This window comes from Nocardia sp. NPDC003693 (genome assembly GCF_053981095.1).
The window spans coordinates 93,863-111,848 of sequence record NZ_JBSFNO010000029.1; the positions used below are offsets into that span (position 1 = coordinate 93,863).

At 67.5% G+C, this 17,986-nt stretch carries 18 protein-coding genes, 4 tRNA genes and 1 riboswitch; of the genes, 5 read left to right on the forward strand and 17 right to left on the reverse strand.

Annotated features, from left to right (window positions below):
• Positions 1–5: 5 nt before the first annotated feature.
• Positions 6–422 carry a Fur family transcriptional regulator gene (locus ACWDOP_RS27610; protein WP_454206298.1) on the reverse strand — a complete coding sequence of 139 codons (417 nt, stop codon included), beginning with the start codon at positions 420–422 and terminating at the stop codon, positions 6–8.
• 180 nt (positions 423–602) lie between these two features.
• Here ACWDOP_RS27610 and ACWDOP_RS27615 point away from each other — a divergent pair, with 180 nt between their 5' ends.
• A complete protein-coding gene (locus tag ACWDOP_RS27615; protein ID WP_454206142.1) occupies positions 603–887 on the forward strand; it encodes a hypothetical protein in 285 nt (94 codons plus the stop codon).
• A gap of 94 nt (positions 888–981) precedes the next feature.
• Here ACWDOP_RS27615 and ACWDOP_RS27620 read toward each other — a convergent pair whose 3' ends face one another.
• Both ACWDOP_RS27620 and ACWDOP_RS27625 read right to left on the reverse strand, forming a co-directional pair.
• Entirely contained in the window at positions 982–2,019 is a 1,038-nt protein-coding gene (locus tag ACWDOP_RS27620; protein ID WP_456347371.1) for an FAS1-like dehydratase domain-containing protein, read from the reverse strand.
• Between the two features lie 56 nt (positions 2,020–2,075).
• The gene (locus ACWDOP_RS27625) at positions 2,076–3,017 is read right to left on the reverse strand and encodes an NADP-dependent oxidoreductase (RefSeq protein WP_456347372.1); all 942 of its coding nucleotides are present in this window, start codon (positions 3,015–3,017) and stop codon (positions 2,076–2,078) included.
• Between the two features lie 331 nt (positions 3,018–3,348).
• Here ACWDOP_RS27625 and ACWDOP_RS27630 point away from each other — a divergent pair, with 331 nt between their 5' ends.
• Entirely contained in the window at positions 3,349–3,657 is a 309-nt protein-coding gene (locus tag ACWDOP_RS27630; RefSeq protein ID WP_454206127.1) for a hypothetical protein, read from the forward strand.
• A 45-nt stretch (positions 3,658–3,702) separates the two neighbouring features.
• Here ACWDOP_RS27630 and ACWDOP_RS27635 read toward each other — a convergent pair whose 3' ends face one another.
• From ACWDOP_RS27635 to ACWDOP_RS27665, 7 genes are all read right to left on the reverse strand, one after another.
• Positions 3,703–4,356, reverse strand: coding sequence for a carbonic anhydrase (locus tag ACWDOP_RS27635; protein ID WP_454206125.1), 654 nt, complete (start codon positions 4,354–4,356; stop codon positions 3,703–3,705).
• 96 nt (positions 4,357–4,452) lie between these two features.
• Entirely contained in the window at positions 4,453–5,454 is a 1,002-nt protein-coding gene (locus ACWDOP_RS27640) for a methylenetetrahydrofolate reductase (protein ID WP_456347373.1), read from the reverse strand.
• Positions 5,455–5,461: 7 nt separating this feature from the next.
• Positions 5,462–7,726 carry a 5-methyltetrahydropteroyltriglutamate--homocysteine S-methyltransferase gene (gene metE / locus ACWDOP_RS27645; protein ID WP_456347374.1) on the reverse strand — a complete coding sequence of 755 codons (2,265 nt, stop codon included), beginning with the start codon at positions 7,724–7,726 and terminating at the stop codon, positions 5,462–5,464.
• Between the two features lie 159 nt (positions 7,727–7,885).
• Positions 7,886–8,060: riboswitch (cobalamin riboswitch) on the reverse strand.
• Positions 8,061–8,669: 609 nt separating this feature from the next.
• Positions 8,670–9,200 (reverse strand): DUF6879 family protein, encoded by a 531-nt coding sequence (locus tag ACWDOP_RS27650; RefSeq protein ID WP_456347375.1) that lies wholly within the window; start codon positions 9,198–9,200, stop codon positions 8,670–8,672.
• A 131-nt stretch (positions 9,201–9,331) separates the two neighbouring features.
• Complete coding sequence (locus ACWDOP_RS27655; RefSeq protein ID WP_456347376.1) at positions 9,332–10,216, reverse strand: helix-turn-helix domain-containing protein; 885 nt, start codon at positions 10,214–10,216, stop codon at positions 9,332–9,334.
• Positions 10,213–10,734, reverse strand: coding sequence for a DUF6879 family protein (locus ACWDOP_RS27660; protein WP_456347377.1), 522 nt, complete (start codon positions 10,732–10,734; stop codon positions 10,213–10,215). The genes ACWDOP_RS27655 and ACWDOP_RS27660 overlap by 4 nt, the downstream gene beginning before the upstream one ends.
• Positions 10,712–11,044 (reverse strand): hypothetical protein, encoded by a 333-nt coding sequence (locus tag ACWDOP_RS27665; RefSeq protein ID WP_456347378.1) that lies wholly within the window; start codon positions 11,042–11,044, stop codon positions 10,712–10,714. Before ACWDOP_RS27665 ends, ACWDOP_RS27660 begins: the two co-directional genes overlap by 23 nt.
• A 217-nt stretch (positions 11,045–11,261) precedes the next feature.
• On the opposite strand from ACWDOP_RS27665, the gene ACWDOP_RS27670 reads away from it, so the two are divergent.
• Positions 11,262–11,534: a MarR family transcriptional regulator gene (locus tag ACWDOP_RS27670; protein WP_456347379.1), complete on the forward strand. Its 273-nt coding sequence runs from the start codon at positions 11,262–11,264 to the stop codon at positions 11,532–11,534.
• Between the two features lie 137 nt (positions 11,535–11,671).
• Here the strand turns inward: ACWDOP_RS27670 and ACWDOP_RS27675 are convergent.
• From ACWDOP_RS27675 to ACWDOP_RS27695, 5 genes are all read right to left on the reverse strand, one after another.
• Positions 11,672–11,745: transfer RNA gene (locus ACWDOP_RS27675), tRNA-Lys, on the reverse strand.
• Between the two features lie 28 nt (positions 11,746–11,773).
• Positions 11,774–11,846, reverse strand: a tRNA-Phe gene (locus tag ACWDOP_RS27680).
• A 34-nt stretch (positions 11,847–11,880) separates the two neighbouring features.
• Positions 11,881–11,958: transfer RNA gene (locus tag ACWDOP_RS27685), tRNA-Met, on the reverse strand.
• Positions 11,959–11,984: 26 nt separating this feature from the next.
• Positions 11,985–12,071 (reverse strand) — tRNA-OTHER (locus ACWDOP_RS27690).
• Positions 12,072–12,413: 342 nt separating this feature from the next.
• Positions 12,414–13,310 (reverse strand): alpha/beta fold hydrolase, encoded by an 897-nt coding sequence (locus tag ACWDOP_RS27695; protein WP_456347380.1) that lies wholly within the window; start codon positions 13,308–13,310, stop codon positions 12,414–12,416.
• 97 nt (positions 13,311–13,407) lie between these two features.
• Between ACWDOP_RS27695 and ACWDOP_RS27700 the strand changes: the two genes are divergently transcribed.
• Positions 13,408–13,821 carry a winged helix-turn-helix transcriptional regulator gene (locus ACWDOP_RS27700; RefSeq protein WP_456347381.1) on the forward strand — a complete coding sequence of 138 codons (414 nt, stop codon included), beginning with the start codon at positions 13,408–13,410 and terminating at the stop codon, positions 13,819–13,821.
• A 40-nt stretch (positions 13,822–13,861) separates the two neighbouring features.
• Here ACWDOP_RS27700 and ACWDOP_RS27705 read toward each other — a convergent pair whose 3' ends face one another.
• Positions 13,862–14,242, reverse strand: a complete 381-nt coding sequence (locus ACWDOP_RS27705; RefSeq protein WP_456347382.1) for a hypothetical protein — start codon at positions 14,240–14,242, stop codon at positions 13,862–13,864.
• A 399-nt stretch (positions 14,243–14,641) separates the two neighbouring features.
• Here ACWDOP_RS27705 and ACWDOP_RS27710 point away from each other — a divergent pair, with 399 nt between their 5' ends.
• Positions 14,642–15,847 carry an FAD-dependent oxidoreductase gene (locus ACWDOP_RS27710; RefSeq protein WP_456347383.1) on the forward strand — a complete coding sequence of 402 codons (1,206 nt, stop codon included), beginning with the start codon at positions 14,642–14,644 and terminating at the stop codon, positions 15,845–15,847.
• A gap of 792 nt (positions 15,848–16,639) precedes the next feature.
• On the opposite strand, the gene ACWDOP_RS27715 is transcribed toward ACWDOP_RS27710, so the two are convergent.
• Complete coding sequence (locus ACWDOP_RS27715) at positions 16,640–17,980, reverse strand: DUF222 domain-containing protein (RefSeq protein ID WP_456347389.1); 1,341 nt, start codon at positions 17,978–17,980, stop codon at positions 16,640–16,642.
• Between the last annotated feature and the right edge of the window lie 6 nt (positions 17,981–17,986).

Genomic DNA, 17,986 nt, shown 5'->3' on the forward strand with positions numbered 1-17,986 from the left:
TGCGATCAGGTAAGCGGTGAATCGTGTTGTGCCGCGGCACAATCGGGGCACAGACCCCAGTAGATGACCTCGGCTTCGTCGATCGCGAAACCGTGGTCGTCGGAGGCGGTGAGGCAGGGGGCCGCGCCGACCGAGCAATCGACGTCGGCGATGGACCCGCACGTGCGGCACACGACGTGGTGGTGGTTGTCGCCGACGCGGGACTCGTAGCGCGCCACCAGGCCCGAGGGTTGAATACATCGCAGGAGCCCGGCCGCGGTGAGGGTGCGCAACGAGTCGTACACCGCCTGGTGGGACACCGCGGACAGGTTCGCACGCACGGCACGGATGATCGAGTCGGTGTCGGCGTGCGGTTGGTCGTGCACGGCGCTCAGCACTGCCACGCGTGGAGCTGTCACGCGCAGCGAAACCCCTCGCAACATCTGCTGGAATTCCATGGCCGTGGGCACGCTCGCCAGTCTCGCCGCTAATCTGGAATGAGTCAAGTATTTGATTCGCGCCGCGCCGAACCCGGTTCCGCCGACCGCAATCGGCACGGCGGCGCGCAGACCGATCGTCCCGCAAACCCCGCCCCGCGGCGGCGAACGGACTAACGTTGGCCTATGGCGACCAAAGACGTCACGGTTACCGTGACCATGGACGAGGACGAATGGCGCGATCTGCGCGCCGCGGCCGAGTGCGCCGGGATGCCGCTGGAGGCGTACATCCGCTGGGGTGTGCGACTACTGGCGGCGCCGCCGCGCCCCGGTAAGAATCTCGGCCGCGGACCCCTCGAACGCAGAGCGACACGGCGCCGGATCGCCGATCACGCCGACGAGTCCGAGGCCGCGGCCTGGACCGAGACGTTCGCCGAGCGCCTGTCCCACCACAGCGAGCAGTACCGCTGACCCTGTCGGCCGGCCCGGCTGCAGCCGGGCACCGTGCCGATGCCCGTGTGAATCCCCGTCCGGTAGCGCGACATCGCGGCGCGACCGGGCGCGTTCACGGCATGTCCCCGGGTGAGTCGGTGCCGTCCATGATCAGATCAACGGTCGCGATGATGTGCTTGCCCAAGCCGCACGTCCCGGTCACCGCCACCGAAACCCGCTGCCCTGACACAGTATTCACCTGTCCGGTCAGCGTGAGGGTGTCGTACGCGTACCAGGGCGCACCCAGGCGCAGCGTGATGCCCATGATCCGCGCGCGCGACCCCGCCCAATCGGTGACGAACCGCTGCACGAGTCCGGTGTCGGTGAGGATGTTGGCGAACGTGTCCCGGGAACCCCGGGCGCGCGCGTAGTCACGGTCATGATGCACCGGCTGAAAATCGCGTGTGGCCAGCGCTGCCGCGACAATGAAGGTGGGCGTCGCCGAGATCACCAACTCCGGCAGCCGATCCCCGGCCTCGACCACGGGTGGCCACTCGGGCACCGATCGCGTCGGCGCGCCACCGTATCGGGTGTTCTCACCCGGCAGCGACGCGCCCGGGTCGTGTTCGGCGGGCGCGAGCGAGCCGGCACGGGGCGCGGGCCGGAATTTGAGCATGCGAAAGTTCATCTCGGCCACCACCTCGTCACCGACGAGCCAGGTGCTGCGAACGGTACAGAACCACCCTTCCCCGAGCGCTGTCTGCTTGGGTCCTTCGCACGCGGCCAGCGATGCCCGCAGCGAAACCCTCTCTCCCAGAAGGGTATAGCGGTGATATACCGTGTCGCAGTCGGTGGCCAGCAGCGAGGTGTAGCCCGCGCTGTCCAGGAGTTCGAACAGTTTCACCGTCGGGTGGTCGTCGTCGCGCTCCGCGCCCAGTGCGGGCATGGTCCACGCCTGGGTCATCGCCGGCGGCGCGACCACCGCGGCGTGTCCGGCGGCGCGGGCGGCGGCGGGATCGACGTGGATCGGGTTGGCGTCACCCAGCGCCTCGACCCAGTTGTTGATCATCGGCTGATTGATCGCGTCGCGGGCGGGTCGCGGCGCGGCCGCCGGTCCCGCGATCAGGGCCTGGGCTGCGGCATACAGGTCCGGCATCGCTGGTTCGCTCATGAATTGTCCTGGAATAGAGGGGAATACGGCGCAACCGATTCACCGTAGCGCCCGGTTCAGAGTTCGATCACGACCTTGCCGCGCACGTCCCGTTCCGCCTGGAGTTCGACCGCCGCCCTGATCTCGTCGACGGGGAAGGTCGCGGCGATGGGCACGCGCATCCGGCCGCGGGCGATGAGTCGCGCGATGTTCACCAGGGCGGCGGGACCGGCCGTGGCCCCGTTGGCGGCGAGCACCCCGTCGACCACGGCGGCGACGGCGCACACGCGGTCGTCGGGAACCCCCAGCTCGCGGGCGGCGTCCACACCGTCCAGGTCGAGCGCCGCGGTGACGGGCTCCCCGCCGAGCTCGCGCACCCGGTCGGCCAGCCCCGCACCGTGGACCACCGGTTCGGCGCCGAGCTCGCGCAGGTACTCCGCCGACGCGGCGGACCCGGTCCCGATGACGCGTGCCCCCGCGATACGCGCGAGCTGCACCGCGAACACCCCGACCCCGCCGTCCGCACCGCCGATCAGCACCGTGTCCTGCGGCCCGAGGCGCAGGGCCTGGAGTGCGGCCGCGGCGGTACCACCCGCGATCGGCAGCGTGGCGGCCGTGTGGTCGTCGACCCCGTCCGGGGTGTGGTGGGCGACGCCGCTCACGATGGTGCCCCGCGCGTCCACCACCACGAAGTCGGCGACGGCCCGCGACAACGCGGTCCCGAACACCCTGTCCCCCACCGCGAATCCACGCACGCCCGCCCCGACCCGGTCGACGACGCCCGCGTAGTCGGTCCCGAATCCCGCGGGCAGACTCAGCCCGAACCGGGCCGCGGTCGCGTCGTCCGCGGTCATGTACCGGTCCATGGGATTCAGCCCGGCCGCGGCGACCCGGACCCGGATCTGCCCCGGCCCCGCCTGCGGCTCGGCCACCTCCCGCACAGTGAGAACCTCGGGCCCGCCGAACATTTCGAGCCGAACCGCCCTGCTCCCCGCCCGTTCACCGTCGCCCTGCTGCATTCCCGTCGTCCCCTCGCGTTCGTGAAGCGTGCCGACACCGAGCGCCCGTGACGTCCTGATCGTCCGGATTCGCGCCTGTCGCCCAGGCTACGGGCGGACGGCCCCGAAACGGTCGAGCCCCGCTGAGGGAGGCGATTTCGGCGGATGCGGCGAGAAGAGCGCGCTGTAACGCGAACGCGCGAAAATATGACGAATATCACGCAAGGGTGGTTCGGTGCATCGACGGCCGCACCGCCGGAGTTCGAGAAGCGCGAGGCCCCCGTCAGGGTCGGGACGATATGCCCCACGCTGATGGGAGTCTGTGATGAATACGCTCGGCAGGAAATTGCTCGTGAGCACGTCGGCCGCGGTCCTCGTGGGCGCGGGCGCGGCGTTGGGCGCGGTCCCCGCGCAGGCGCAGCCGTGGCAGCCGGGATGCGCGGCCTATCCGGTGAACAACAGCGCGGCGTACTCGATGTGCGACGGCTGGACCGGTCACCAGGTGCGTATCGAATGCCGTTACTGGTGGGGCTGGTTCGGCAGCAGCTGGGCCACCTACGAACGCCGCGGCCCGGTGGTCTGGGGCGGCCAGCAGTCCTGGGCGCACTGCGATACCCCGGGCACGCTGCAGAGCTGGGAAGTGGCGAGGTACTGGTGGTGAGTCTCGGCTCGGGACGGACGCGCGTCCGTCCCGAGCCGGTGTTGGTTACGCCGTGTGCGCTTCGAGCGCCTCGAACACTTCGGCTTCCCCGACGTTGCCGATCACGCGCTGCAGCGCCGCCCGGCCGTCCGCCAGGTTGTAGGTGACACACGCGATCGCGAGTTGGCCGGCGGCGATGCGCTCGGCGATCGTGGTCGAGCGCTGGGTGAGCAGCAGCGCGGTCTCCTCGACGTGGCGGGCCTCGAGTTCGTCGACGGTGCTCAGGCCGTCGCGGCGGCCGAGCAGGATCGACGGGGTGACCCGCTCGACGACGCTGCGAATGAATCCGCCCGGCACCGCGCCGGTGTCGAGCGCGTCGATGGTGGCGCGGACCGCACCGCAGGAGTCGTGGCCCAGCACGACGATGAGCGGCACGTTCAGTACGGCGACGCCGTACTCGATGGATCCCAGGACCGAGGAGTCCACCACGTGCCCGGCGGTGCGCACGACGAACATGTCGCCGAGCCCGCGGTCGAAGATGATCTCGGCGGCCACGCGAGAGTCCCCGCAGCCGAACAGAATTGCCGAGGGATGCTGTCCGCCGGTCAGTTCGGCGCGCGCCGCGGCCCCCTGGCCGGGGTGCTGCGGAGTGCCGTTGACAAAGCGGTCGTTACCTTCGCGCAGTGACTTCCACGCGGCGATCGGATTGGAATGCGGCATGACGCCATTCTGCCTACGCCCCACAGAATCGCCACAAAACGGACATGTGGGCATACTCACGAAGCGTTTTCGCTGCGCCGCGTGGCACACCGCGGCTCAGGCGCTCAACGGCGCCGCGGTCACCTCGTAGCCGAGATTGGTCAGCACCTCGGTGGTCGCCTTGGCGAAATTCAGGGTGATGAAATGCAGGCACGGGGCGCCCTCGGCGATGAGCCGCTCCCCCATCTCGGTCGCGATCTCGATCCCGGCCGCGCGCACCGCGGCCCGATCTTCTTCCGGGCCATCGCCCGCCGCGCGCCGCAGCCGGTCGAGCACGGCGGCGGGGAGCTCGCGGCCCGACAGTTCGACCGCGCGTTTCACCGTGCGCAGCGAGGTGATCGGCATCAGCTCGGGAATGATCGGTTTCGCGCCCTCGATCGGGCAGTGCGCGGCCACCCGATCCCGTAGCCGCAGATAGTGCTCGACGTCGAAGAACATCTGGGTGATCGAATAGTCCGCTCCCGCATGCAGTTTCGCCGCCAGGAACGCGGTATCGGAGTCGAGGTCCGGTGAGCGGTGGTGGCCCTCGGGGAACGAGGCCACCCCCACGTGGAAATCGCCGAGGTCCCGCACGATCCGCACGAGCTCGTCGGCGTACTCGACCCCGTCCGGGTGCCGGGACCACGCTCCCAGCGGATCACCGGGCGGATCGCCGCGCAGCACCAGAACGTTGCGAATCCCGCAGTCGGCGTAGGACCCGATCAGGGCGCGCAATTCGCCGATGCTGTGCCCGACCGCGGTCAGGTGCGCGACCGGCAGCAGCGTCGTCTCCGAGGCGAGTTGCCCGGTGATGCGCGCGGTGCGGTCCTTGGTCGAACCGCCCGCGCCGTAGGTCATGGAGACGAACGCCGGGTGCATCCGCTCGAATTGCCGTACGGCGCGCCACAATCGGGCCTCACCGACCGCGTCGCGCGGCGGATTGAACTCCACCGAGAACGGCACCCGGGCCCGCCCGTGAATGCGCAGGCTGTCGACGACCGATCCGGCACCGGTCGCCCTGGCGGACGTGCCACCGGACGGTCCGGTCGTGAGATGGGCCCGTCCTGGGATGGAGTACATGTTCGCCTCAGCGCAGCGCGTTGACCGCGGTCACCAGGTTGCGCAGCGAGGCGATCACCTCGTCGTTGCCGCGCGTCTTGAGACCGCAGTCCGGATTCGCCCAGAGACGCTCGGCCGGAACGGCTTTCAGCGCCAGCGCGAGGGACTGCTCGATCTCCTGGGCGCTCGGCACGCGCGGGGAGTGGATGTCGTACACGCCCGGGCCGACACCGAGGTCGAAGCCCGCGGCGTTGAGGTCGTCCAGGACCTCCATGTGCGAGCGCGCGGCCTCGATCGAGGTGACGTCGGCGTCCAATCCCGCGATGGCGCCGATGATCTCGCCGAACTCCGAGTAGCACAGGTGGGTGTGCACCTGGGTGGCGTCGGCGACGCCAGAGGTGGCCAGGCGGAACGCGTCCACCGCCCACTCCAGGTACGCGGCCTGATCGGCCTTGCGCAGCGGCAGCAGCTCGCGCAGCGCGGGCTCGTCGACCTGGATCACCGCGATACCGGCGGCCTCGAGATCGACCGTCTCGTCCCGGATGGCCAGGGCGATCTGCCGCGCGGTCTCCGAGCGCGGCTGGTCGTCACGCACGAACGACCACGCCAGGATGGTGACCGGACCGGTCAGCATGCCCTTGACCGGCTTGGTGGTCAGCGACTGCGCGTAGGTGGACCACTCCACGGTCATGACCGCCGGGCGCACCACGTCGCCGTAGACGATCGGCGGGCGCACGCAGCGGGTGCCGTAGGACTGCACCCAGCCGTTCACGGTCGCGGCGTACCCGTCGAGCTGCTCGGCGAAGTACTGCACCATGTCGTTGCGCTCGGGCTCGCCGTGCACCAGCACGTCGAGGCCGATCTCCTCCTGCAGCGCGATGACCTCGGCGATCTCCGCGCGCATCCGGTTGTCGTACTCGGCCTGATCGATCGTGCCCTTGCGCAGTTCGGCGCGCGCCACCCGGATCCGGGAGGTCTGCGGGAACGAGCCGATCGTGGTGGTCGGCAGCAGCGGCAGGTTCAGGCGCTCCTGCTGCAGCACACGGCGCTCGTCGGCCGGGGTGCGGCGGATGGCATCGGAGGTCAGCTCGGTCAGGCGCGACCGCACCGACTCCACGCGCAGGCGCGGATCGGCCTTGCGGTCGGCGACCGCGGCGCGGGCGATCGCGAGCTCGTCGGCGACCGCGGCCTCACCCTCGGTGAGAGCCGTTGCCAGGACGCGGATCTCGGCGATCTTCTCCTCGCCGAACGCCAGCCAGGAGCGCAGGCGCGCGTCCAGGTCGGTCTCGGGCGCGAGGCTGTAGGGCACGTGCAGCAGCGAGCACGAGCTCGACACGGCCACCTGGACACCGGCCGCGCGCAACGCGCTCAGGCGGGGCAGCGCGTGATCGGGATCGACCCGCCAGATGTTGTGGCCGTCGACGACGCCCGCCACGATCAGCTTGCCGGTGATCGCCTCGGCGGCGGCCACGTCCGCATCGCCACCGGCGACCAGGTCGACGGCGATGCCCTCGACACCGGTCTCGGCCAGCGCGGGCAGGGCCGCACCCAGGCGACCGAAGTAGGCCGCCACCAGGATGGCCGGGCGCGCCGACAGCTCGGACAGCCGCTGGTAGGTGCTGCGGACCGCCGCGAGTTCGGCCTCGGTCAGATCGGTGACCAGCGACGGCTCGTCGATCTGCACCCACTGCGCGCCGGCCTCGGCGAGCTGACCCAGGAGCTGCTCGTAGAGCGGCAGCAGATCGGCCAGCCGGTCCAGCAGGTCACTGCCGTCGAGGGACTTGGCGAGCTTGAGGAAGGTGATCGGGCCGACCACGACCGGGCGGGCCGGAACACCCAGCGCCAGCGCCTCTTTCAGCTCCGCGAGCGGCTTGGCCGGGTTCAGCGCGAACTGGGTGGTCGCCGACAGCTCGGGCACCAGGTAGTGGTAGTTGGTGTCGAACCACTTGGTCATCTCCAGCGGCTGCACCTCGGCGTTGCCGCGCGCGGCCGCGAAGTAGCGGTCCAGCTCGTCGGCGATGCCGGCCACCCGCTCGGGCAGCGCGCCCAGCAGCACGGCGGTGTCGAGCACCTGGTCGTAGTAGGAGAAGGTGCCCACCGGCACCGAGTCCAGACCGGCGTCCCGCGCGGCGGTCAGCTGGGCGGTGCGCAGGTCGGCGGCGACGGCGTGCAGGCTCGCGGCGTCCTGGCGTCCGGCCCAGTAGCCCTCGATCGCGCGCTTGAGCTCGCGATTGGGCCCGATGCGCGGGAGCCCCAGCACGGTGGCGGTAAAGGTGTTGTGCGGGTTCGACATTGATGAACTCCAGAGGTCAGCAGCAGATGACCGCCACCCATACGGAACGCACACCAATGGAGCCCTGGAAGCATCGATCCCGTGCCCGGGTTCCACTCGGCGTAACGCCCAATCCACGAGGCGACGACCGCCGGATACGGCGTATCCGGCGCAACGGGCAGGTCTTCGGACTCGTGGGCATCGACCCGGGAAAGGGTCGGCCCCCGGCGCTCGGGCCCGGGGCTGGTCCTACTGACCGTCGCTTCCCAGGCATGATTCATGCGCCCAGTGCGGGTGACGGCTGTCGTTCCCACTCACCGCTGCGGGACAGTCCCGGATTCTCACCGGGTTCCCTCTCGTCCCCGGCGCGCGAACACGCCCTGGACTTCGACGCCAACGGACGGGTCAGGGGCTCCTCGACTCCGCCGCCGGCGAACCAGCTGCGTGGCGAATATAGCGAAATCCGCAGGATCCACCAACAACCGTGTCGCGATTCACGCGGATCGGGTCGGCGGGGGCGTGCATGGGCAAGCCAGGAATCTCGTCCGAATGCGTTCTTCCACAGTGCTTTCCGACAGCCGACCATCCTCCGGCAGATGTAACCGGCTGCGGCGAATCGCCCGGCCCGGGCACCGATCGAGCCCCGGACCGGTCTGCGTCGGTCCGGGGCTCGTTCGGGGTGTCTGCCATGGTGATGACTCAGCATGATGCGACGGTCGGGACAGTACCCGCGACGACGCGCCGCCCAGTGGGCACTGTGGTCCAGGACACGCACCCTGGCCAGTGGCTGTTCCCGTGGGGCGCGGCGGGGCGCGCGGGCGCCGACCGCCAGTCGCATCGGCCTCGCGCGGGACCGCCCGGCCTCCTAACATTTGTCGGTGTCGTCCGATTCACCGTCGCCGCCGTCCAGGTCCGCCCGTCAGCGCGCACGCCTGCGCTTGCCTGACCGCCTGTCCCGGATCGGTCATCGACCGGCAGCAGGTACGACGTAGTCGGCGTACGGAATCGCCGACTGCCAGATTCGATCTCGAATCGATCGAATATGAGCGGTAATCACCGGGTCGGTGGTGGTGGCCAATCCGGCCCCTGCCCCGGTCGGGGTGAAGACACTGAACGCGACCAGGTCGTCATCGAAGATCCACCAGTCGTCGCCACCGAGCAATGCAGGATCGACCAGATGCCTTGGAACGTACCGAATCTCTTCGCCAGCCAGGGCATTGAGGCGTGCGATGTGCAGCGCGAACCGAGTGTAGTCGGTGTGCGGTTCGGTGACGACCCGGACGCGCCGCACGATCTTCCCGGCCGCCGTCGCCTCGCGCACGACGTTCGACCAGTCGGCGAACCACGCGTAGTCGTCGGGTTCGCCCGCCAGGAAGACGCGGAACGGTTCATCCTCCTCCGGGGTGCTGTAGGCGTCCTGCAGTTCGAGATGAACCGCTACGGACCACCCCCTACGGAACAGTCGAATCGCGTCCTCACCGTGGTGCAGCAGCATCCCTGCGAATCTCCTTCCTACAGGTATTTCGATGCTCATCTCATGGTCCGGCGTGTCCCTGAGCGAGCGCCGCGGGGTCGGTCACCGGGAAACCGTTCGCAGGCATCTACGGAATGAATTTCGCCGTCCGGTCACCCAGCGGTCGGCCCTGGGGCTCGCGGGTGCGGCGGGCTGTTCGAGCCCCCTCGACGGACTTCGATGGCCGTTCGGATCACGGTGCGGGCTGCGTCGCCGGTGAGGGACTGCCTTGCCAAGACGTCGAACGCTCTGCCGTACAGGGCGATTTCCCGAGGCTGAGTGATGGTGATGCTCGCTGTGTGCCCCTCGACCTTGACCAGGCGGTCATCGAACATGAAGAAGTTCTCGACGACCACCCGGCCCTCCGCGGCGCGTGGAACGATGCCCAGCGTCACACGCGGCATCCCGATCAGCGAGTAGAGCCGATCGAGCTGACCCAGCATGACCTGCTGCTCACCGAAGCTGGTGTAGAGCGCTTGTTCGGCCATGAGGAAGTGGAATCTCTTCCCCTGGGCGTAGAGAATCCGTTGGCGTTCCATCCGTTTCGAGACGGCCACATCCAGGTCGTCCGGAATCTCGTAGAAGTCGATGATGTTCCGCATGATCGCGGACGCGTAATCGGCCGTCTGCAGTAGACCCGACACGATCGCCGGTTCCCAATTGCGAATCAGCGTCGCCTGCGCCTCAAGCCTGAGGGTGTGCTGCTGGCGGCGTCTCATCCCCGTTCCCAGCGCTTGCCGCCACTCGACGTATGCCGAGTCGACGTTGTGCAGGGTCGCGAGGAGATCGTCCAACTGGTCGCCTGCGCCGGTATGACGGCAGTAGGCCCGCAGATCGGCGTCGGACGGGCGGATCACGCCGTACTCGATCTTACTGACCTTGCTCTCATGCCATTTGGAGAGGCGGGCGAGCTCCCGGCCGGACACCCCTGCACGACGCCGAATCTCTCGAAGCCGCTTGCCGAGAGCCGCACGGCCCTCCTCGATCGGGTTCGTCACTGACGTGTGGTCACCCGGCAGTACTCGTCGAACGGTGTCGTCAACGGCCACAGGCGGTCGCGAATACCCCTGCAGTAGGCCGCGATTGCCGGGTCGGTGGTCACCGCGGAACCGCCTACTGCCCTGCCTTCACAGTCGGACAGGTTGAACACCACGGTCTCGTCATCGACGAGCCACCAGTCATCGGGCGGCACCTGCCCTGCGAGATGGCGAGGCAGGTATCGGATGTCTTCGCCCGCTTCCGTGTTCAGCGCGGTCAGCTCCAACAACCAGCGCTGGTAGTCGCTGTGCGGTGTTGTCACAACCCTGATCCGCGACACCGAGACACCGTGCGCAACTCTGTCCTGAACGAAGTCGTACCAGTCCTGGAACCAAGCCCTGAGATCGAACTGCTCCCCACGTAAGAAGCACTGCAGTGGTTCGTCCTCGGACTCGACTCCGTACGAGTCACGCACTTCCAGGTGAAAGATGCTGTGCCGCGCCGCGCTGAGCAGTTCAGTCGTGGGCAGGAACTTCACCGAAGAACGTCCTTTCCGATTTCGGCACCTCGATCGCTGTTTCGTAGTCTTCCATGTCGAGTCGCGCAACGGTCGGGAGATCGGTCACCGGCCGACCGGTGAGCGTGAACGTACCCCGCCCCGTGTCGACCATCGTCGCTCCCACGAACGTTCGCGGCTCCGCGAATCCGAGCAGGGCATGGGGAATTTCGATGGTTTCGGGACTTCCAGTCTTCCACCCCACCAGCAGGTAGCTGCCCTCATCCGTCGCGCAGAGTGCAGGACACCCCTCCTTGCCCGAGCCGGTCTTGCCAAGTACTCGAAAGCCCATGATCTTGCCTCCCGTGACTTGCGTGTCGCAGTTTGCACCGCCCTCACTACAGGGTCCTACGGATAGGCCATTTCCGTTGCTGAACAACAGGTTTTTTGCAAGTCCTTGCAAACTTGTTGTGCTGGATACAAGCCTCTTCGTACCGTCGATCTCGACCGCGCGTGGCCGGCGTGATCACTCCATCCCCGAGTTCTTCACAGCGACGACAGGGGCACCGATGCCACTCACCGAGACGCAGGCCACAGTGCTCGCGGCACTGGCCACAGTTGAACCCGCACGAACGCTTACGATCCGACAGTTGTGCGAGAAAACCGGTTTCACCAGATCCAGCACCGGCTCGGCGGTCAAAGCACTTGCCGTATCGGGACTGGCCCGCAGCACCCAGCGAAGTCCCGCAGGCTGGCGTATCACGTATCTGGGTGAGTCCCTGATCCGAGCATCGGCCTACAGCGACTTCCGCGAGCCGAACCTCGGAGGCGATGCGGCGTGATCACCGACGGCGAAGGCAACGACTATTCCGCGCTCGAACACTTCGAGTTCACGCGCCCGCGAGGCTGGATCCAATTCGCCGACGGCTCATGGGAGCCGGTGTGGGCGGACGGATCGGTCGGCGACACGGCCGTGACGTACCCCCACCAGGGCTCGAACCTGGGACCCGCCGCTTAAGAGGCGGCTGCTGCTACCAACTGAGCTATAGGGGCATGCGGCACCATCGCGTGCTGCCGCTCGCCGATCCGGCAGGATTCGAACCTGCGGCCTCCTGGGCTTCAACCAAGCGCTCTGCCAACTGAGCTACGGACCGTTGCCCGCCCGAAATATATGGGCGGGTTTGAAATTGGAAGCGGCGGTCGGATTCGAACCGACGACCTACGGGTTATGAGCCCGTTGCGCTAACCTAACTGCGCCACACCGCTATCGATTGCATTCCTGAAGGAACACAGCGGAAAGTTGAGGAGTCGAACCCCCGGGACACTATGCCCGCATCCGGTTTTCAAGACCGGCTGACCTCCACAGGCCGGAACTTTCCTTTCCCGCCGCCCCGTCGGGTTTGCGGTGAAACAAGATTCGCAGCAACCGGCTGAACCTGCAATCGAATTATCGCGGGCGTCGAATCCACACAGGGCCGGCGTGCACGCATATACCATTCGGAGTCAACCGATTTCGCACAGCACTTGTTCACCGCCACCGGCGCGTGCTGCGCCGCGCAGCGCCAGGACACACTGATCAGGGGACGGCTGGATTCTCTGGCATCCCGGGACCCGGGTGTTCGATCAAGCCGATGCCGCCGATGCGTACGGCGACCAAATGCACGGGCGCCCAGGCGAGGTCCCAGTAGAGCGCGCCGACCGAATCATCTGACTCACCGATTTCAGCAGCCCCAATTCTGCTCTCGCACATCTCCGGGCTGGGCGGCAAGGAAAGGTGATATCAGTGCGAGCAGCTCGCGTGGCCTGTCCAGCGGGATGATGTGACCGCAATCCGGGATGAGGCGCCCTTCGAGGGTGTCGGTGATGGGGCGGAGCTGGCGTTCCACGGCATCGCCGACCGGGTGGGAGCCGATCACCAAGGTGGGCACTGTGAGGCGGGTGGTCGTCACGGCTTCCTCGAGCTGGCGAGCGCTGGTCGGGAGCGCGCGGTAGTAGGAGAACGCGCAGCGCAGGGCCTCGGTGCCGGTGAAAGCGTCGACGAACGCCTCGCGGATATCCGTTCGCACACCCTGGCCGCGGGTGCCGGTGGTGAGGAACCAGTCGATATAGCGGGCCTCGTTGCCGAGCAGAACGGTCTCGGCCAGGCCGGGTACGGAGTGGAAGCCGAACCACCACGGCGGGCCGGCGGCCAGGAACTTCTCGGCGCCCGGGAGCCTGCCGAGCAGGGCCTCCATGACCACCAGCCTGCGCACGCGATCGGGATGGCGCAGGGCCAGCAGGACCGCGACCGGGGTTCCCGCGTCGATCGCGACCACCATCGCGGTGGGTTCGCCCAGAGCATCGAGGATCCCGGTGACGTCGGCGGCCAGCGTTTCTGCGTCGTACCCGTCCGCTGCCCGGCTGGTGGCGCCGAACCCGCGCATATCCGGGGCGATGACCCGGTAGCGCTCGGACAGCGGGCCGATGACCTCGCTCCACAGTCGCCAGGTATGCGGAAAACCGTGCAGCAGAACGAGTGCCGGGCCCGACCCGGCAACGGCGACGTTCGCGTGGATGCCGTTGGTGGCTATCCGGTGCAACTCGACCGAGGCGGCAGCCATCGATGCCGGGTGAGCCATGGGACCTCCAGATGGTTACGATTGGTTACCAGCAAACCGTAGGTAACAACCGGAACACAGCCAAGAAGGCACTTTCAGTACAGGTGGTGAGGTCCAGGTGACCACCCGACCAACCGGAACGACCCCGCCGGCGCGCGGCGACCTGTTCGATTCCCAATGCCCCACACGCCAATTGCTGGATCGCCTCGGCACGAAATGGACGTCCATGGCGGTGAAGGTCCTTGCCGAGGCCGCTCCCGGCGAGGTCCGTTTCGCCGACCTCCGGCGCCGCATGCCGGGCGTATCCCAGAAGATGCTGTCGGTAACCCTGCACAGCCTGGTCCGAGACGGCCTGGTCACCCGGCGCGTCGAGCCGACCGTCCCACCGCGCGTGCACTATCGCCTCACCGCGCTGGGCCTGTCCCTGGAGACTCCCCTGGCCGCGCTGCGTACCTGGGCCGAGGACCATATGGCCGAGATCGACCACGCCAACGCCGTCAACGACGCGCAGGCCGCTTCGCCCGCCGATTAGCGGTCGATACCCACCTGGCTGCCCGCGACCGGCCCTCGATCTATTCCGACGCAACTACAGGCCGCAGCCAACACCACCAACCGCCATCGCCCGCAATGGCTTCGACTTCCCGGCCGCCGATCTCGACAACAACCGGCCCCGGTCGTTCAGCACGGCCAAATGCACAGCTGACACCCCGGTCGTCCCTCTGAATCCCAATTGGCTCGGACGACGGCGTGCTGGCCACCCCACCGGAACTGTGGCCGCTACGCCAACGCCCATCCTCGTGACGCCAGAATCGCTCCGCAGTGATCTCGCGGCCATCGCCATTGCTATCGATGATCGCTAACGCGCTGACCCCGTTCCCAGCGACGAACAGCACCCGCGCGTGCAGCGGACTCCAGCCGCCGTCCGCAATCACTTCTGCGGCACTGGGTTTCATACAACCCCCATTTGCTCCCCCGCCAGGACCAATGCGGCCGAGTCCATCGTATTCACGCACCGACTGCCACGAACCTCGGCACATCCACACCGGACCACGTCCACTCGAACGTTACTGCTGCCCAGAAAATCTCGACCGAGCCCAGGAGAGCGTCCCGCACCGAAATCTTCATCATGGCCGCGACACCACCAGCCACCTCCGAGGCCCGGAACATCGCCGATCAGCCCGGGATGGACGGCCCGGCGACCTCTTGGATAGACCGCAGCCATCGCGGTGCATCTCCCTCACTCACTAGTCAACTAGTAGTTGACGCATCGTCCTTCGTCAACTACTAGTTGACGCACGGCGACAGTTCGCGAGTGAATGTCGCCGACAGCACATCGAGCCGAGGAGTTCGCATTGGAAGCCTTCGAACCCACCAGACCCCGAGCCGCCGAATCACGTAGGCGCGCAACGATCGTCGGCGCCGGAATCGCCGGCCTGGCCGCTGCCCTGGGATTGCATCGGCAGGGCTGGGACGTCGTCGTGATCGAACAGGCCCCGGGCCGGCGCAGCAGCGGCTACCTGATGAATCTGCATGGACCCGGATACGACGCGGCCGAACGCCTCGGACTGATCCCGGCATTGGCACCGCGGGACATCGGATTCTTCACCTCGATCCTCGTCCACGCCGACGGCCGGGAGAAACTCCGAATTCCCGCCGCGGTCACCGAAGCCGCCGTCGGAACCCGAGCTGTGAGCGTTTTCCGCGGCGACCTGGAATCAGCGCTGTACGACGCCGTCGCCGAATTCGCCGAATTCCGCTTCGGAGCCACGGTACGGTCCATCGCCCAGACCCCCGGGGACGTCGAGATCACGCTCGGCGACGGCACCCGGCTCAACGCCGAACTCCTGATCGGCGCCGACGGCGTGCACTCCCGAGTCCGCGAACTCGTATTCGGCTCCGAGTCGGAGTATTTCGTCGATCTGGGCCACATGGTCGGCGCGTTCCCGCTGGCAACACCCCCTGCCGATCTGCCCGATGGTTTCGGCACCACCTACATCGGTCCCGGGCGCACGGCCGCCGTCATGCACACGGGACCGGACAGGTCCTCGGCATTCTTCGCCTACCGCTGCCCCACCCCCGGCGCCGAACTCGCCCTCGGCGCCGCGACCGCACTCACCGGAGCATTCGGCGACCTCGGCGGCGGTGTCGCCGAGGCACTTCGGCAACTCGACGCCGATCCCGGTGCCGCCTACTTCGATTCAGTCGGCCAGATCGTCATGGACCGCTGGAGCCAGGGCCGAGTCGTCCTGCTCGGCGACTCGGCTTGGTGCGTAACGGTATTCGCCGGCTACGGCGCCGCTCTCGCCCTCGACGGCGCCGACCGGCTCGCTGACGCGCTGACGGCGCACAGCGACGACATTCCCGCCGCTCTTGATGCCTGGGAGACGGAGCTGCGGCCGGAGGTGAAGAAGCGACAGGCGCTGGCGCGTAGGGGAATCGGCCGATTCGCTCCACCCACACGTGCGCACGTGGTGGCGGGCGATTTGATGCTGCGCGCTATCCAGCTTCCGGGCATTCGCGGATTGGTTCGGCGGGCTATTCAGCGGGCCAACAACTAGGTCGCGTTTCGAAGTAGCGCGGGGTCGGTGGTACCGAATCTTGGAGCTACTCGCGCACTTGATCTTCGTCGGGACAATCGGGTGCGGGTTGATCGCGGTCGAGTGCCCTGCCGGAGAAGAGATGCCGAACACGGAGTGCCGGCCGGGGTGGGTTGGGTGCCTCGACGGCGGTTGGATGCCCTACCGGGGGCAAAGATGCCTAGATTACGGAGTACCGGCGGGGGCGGATTGGGAGCCTCGATGGCGGTAGAGAGCCCTACCGCAGGAAAGACGACTAGAAAACGGAGTACCAGCCGGAGCCGGTTGGGTGCCTCGACTGCGGTTCCAGACCTCCCGGGCCGATCAACGGGATCGAAGCCCTCGGATGCGTAGCCGAGTTCCCAACCCCGGGCCGGACACGACAATCACCACCAGAGACATCACCCTGTTGTGCTGAGGACGAGTCTTTGTCTGTAGATCTCGAAAAGGTCCTCACGGCCAGCCAGCCCGGCTGGAAGGACGAAGGCGCTCCCGGCTGGGGAGCCATAGGCTGGGTACGGCAGGCGAAGTGACCAGCACTGCCGCATCTGTTTTGCCTGCTCTCCCGAACCCCGCTGGAAGATGCAGGGTGGGTGCGGGGGTTGGGCTACGTCGGCCACGGGCGTGAACACTGATGCGTGGGGACGCACCGGCCGAACGGGTGGGAAGAGCGGGCCACATGCTTGGGCGCACGAGGAGCCCCTTCGGCATGGGAAAGCCGAAGAGGCAAAGTGGAAACGGCGGTGAGACTCGATATCCCGGGGGCTGGGGTGTCTAACAGCGCCATCGCGCGGGAATACCCGGAAACTGGGGATGATGACGGAAATTCACACGCGGCCTGCGACTTGGGTCGATGTGTGGTGGAGGAATCCATCCCGTTTTGCCCGGATTCTCCGAATCATCGCCCATCACAACCGTTTCCCAGCCGTTCGGGCCGGTGTTGATCTGTGCGTGGCAGGCATCGCACGCCAAGGTCAGGTTCTCGATGTCCGTTTCGCCACCAGCAGCCCATTCTCGGATGTGGTGCACGGCCGAGCGGCTCGCTGGCGCATCGCATCCCGGGCGCGTGCACCCACGTTCGGTGGCGGTCAGCGCCAACCGCTGGGCCGGGTTCGCGAGACGCTGACCTCGCGACAGGTGCAGCGGGCGGCCGTTGCGATCGAGCACCACCAGATACGGGGTCGAATTCCTGGCGACCTGGAGGGCTTGAGTGATCGACATCGTCCCACCGGTCGCGGTGGTCGCGACCCCGGAGCGCTTCTCCAGGTCTTCGATGCTCATGGTGATGATCGTCGAAACCGGCAGTCCACGATGCGATCCGAGCTTCGTGGGTCCCATGTCGGGGCGGAAGAACACCAGCAGGGCGTCGTGGTTGCGCTGCTCGGCGGTGCGGTGATCGCGCTTGGCAGCGGCACGCAGCTTCGCACGAACGACGGCGCGGGCACGCTGGGCCGGGGTCAACGAGGGATCGTTTGCGTCGTCGTCGGTGTCGTCGCCGTCGTCGAGTTCGGTGTCGAGACCGAGTTCAGCGGTGGTCCAGGGGCTTTCGGGGTCGTCGGGGTTGCACATGCCGGGGCGTCCGAATTTCTCGAACATCGGGATCATGACCGCACCCAACTGCGGGGTGAGGTATCCCGAGATCGGGTACATGCCGTCGATGCCCTGATGCCCGATCTTGACGCTCCGAACCCGCTGACGGTCCCTGTCTTCGGTCAATCGCCCGTCGGGGTCGACGTGGGCGAGGATATGAACTCCGAGCTTGGTCACACCCTTCGGATCACCCTCGCGGGCATAAGAGGTCAGATGCTCCTCGGCATGATCCTTCACTTCCGGACCGGCGGCGTCGGGGATCCGCGTCAGCGCATCGTGGATGGCCTTCACATGATCGGCGGAGATCTCCCCGGCGCGTTGCGCTTTAGCTACGAGCGGCAATTTCGGCGGGCGGCTGCTCGAACCCACCGACACCGTCGACAACAGATCAGCGTTGCGAACGCGGGCAGCGGCCTCGGCGTACGACAGCCGCAGGGTCTGCTGCAGGAACAGAATCAAGCTCTTCACACCCGCTGCGGAGGACAAGCCTCGCGCTCCACACTCGAGAGCGAACCGCTGCTTCACCGCCTC

Excerpts from the sequence above, each read along its gene's own strand:
- ACWDOP_RS27610 (WP_454206298.1), bottom strand. The coding sequence starts at position 422 with ATGTTGCGAGGGGTTTCGCTGCGCGTGACAGCTCCACGCGTGGCAGTG.
- ACWDOP_RS27615 (WP_454206142.1), top strand. The coding sequence starts at position 603 with ATGGCGACCAAAGACGTCACGGTTACCGTGACCATGGACGAGGACGAA.
- ACWDOP_RS27620 (WP_456347371.1), bottom strand. The coding sequence starts at position 2,019 with ATGAGCGAACCAGCGATGCCGGACCTGTATGCCGCAGCCCAGGCCCTG.
- ACWDOP_RS27625 (WP_456347372.1), bottom strand. The coding sequence starts at position 3,017 with ATGCAGCAGGGCGACGGTGAACGGGCGGGGAGCAGGGCGGTTCGGCTC.
- ACWDOP_RS27635 (WP_454206125.1), bottom strand. The coding sequence starts at position 4,356 with ATGCCGCATTCCAATCCGATCGCCGCGTGGAAGTCACTGCGCGAAGGT.
- ACWDOP_RS27640 (WP_456347373.1), bottom strand. The coding sequence starts at position 5,454 with ATGTACTCCATCCCAGGACGGGCCCATCTCACGACCGGACCGTCCGGT.
- metE (WP_456347374.1), bottom strand. The coding sequence starts at position 7,726 with ATGTCGAACCCGCACAACACCTTTACCGCCACCGTGCTGGGGCTCCCG.
- ACWDOP_RS27650 (WP_456347375.1), bottom strand. The coding sequence starts at position 9,200 with ATGCTGCTGCACCACGGTGAGGACGCGATTCGACTGTTCCGTAGGGGG.
- ACWDOP_RS27665 (WP_456347378.1), bottom strand. The coding sequence starts at position 11,044 with ATGGGCTTTCGAGTACTTGGCAAGACCGGCTCGGGCAAGGAGGGGTGT.
- ACWDOP_RS27670 (WP_456347379.1), top strand. The coding sequence starts at position 11,262 with ATGCCACTCACCGAGACGCAGGCCACAGTGCTCGCGGCACTGGCCACA.
- ACWDOP_RS27695 (WP_456347380.1), bottom strand. The coding sequence starts at position 13,310 with ATGGCTCACCCGGCATCGATGGCTGCCGCCTCGGTCGAGTTGCACCGG.
- ACWDOP_RS27705 (WP_456347382.1), bottom strand. The coding sequence starts at position 14,242 with ATGAAACCCAGTGCCGCAGAAGTGATTGCGGACGGCGGCTGGAGTCCG.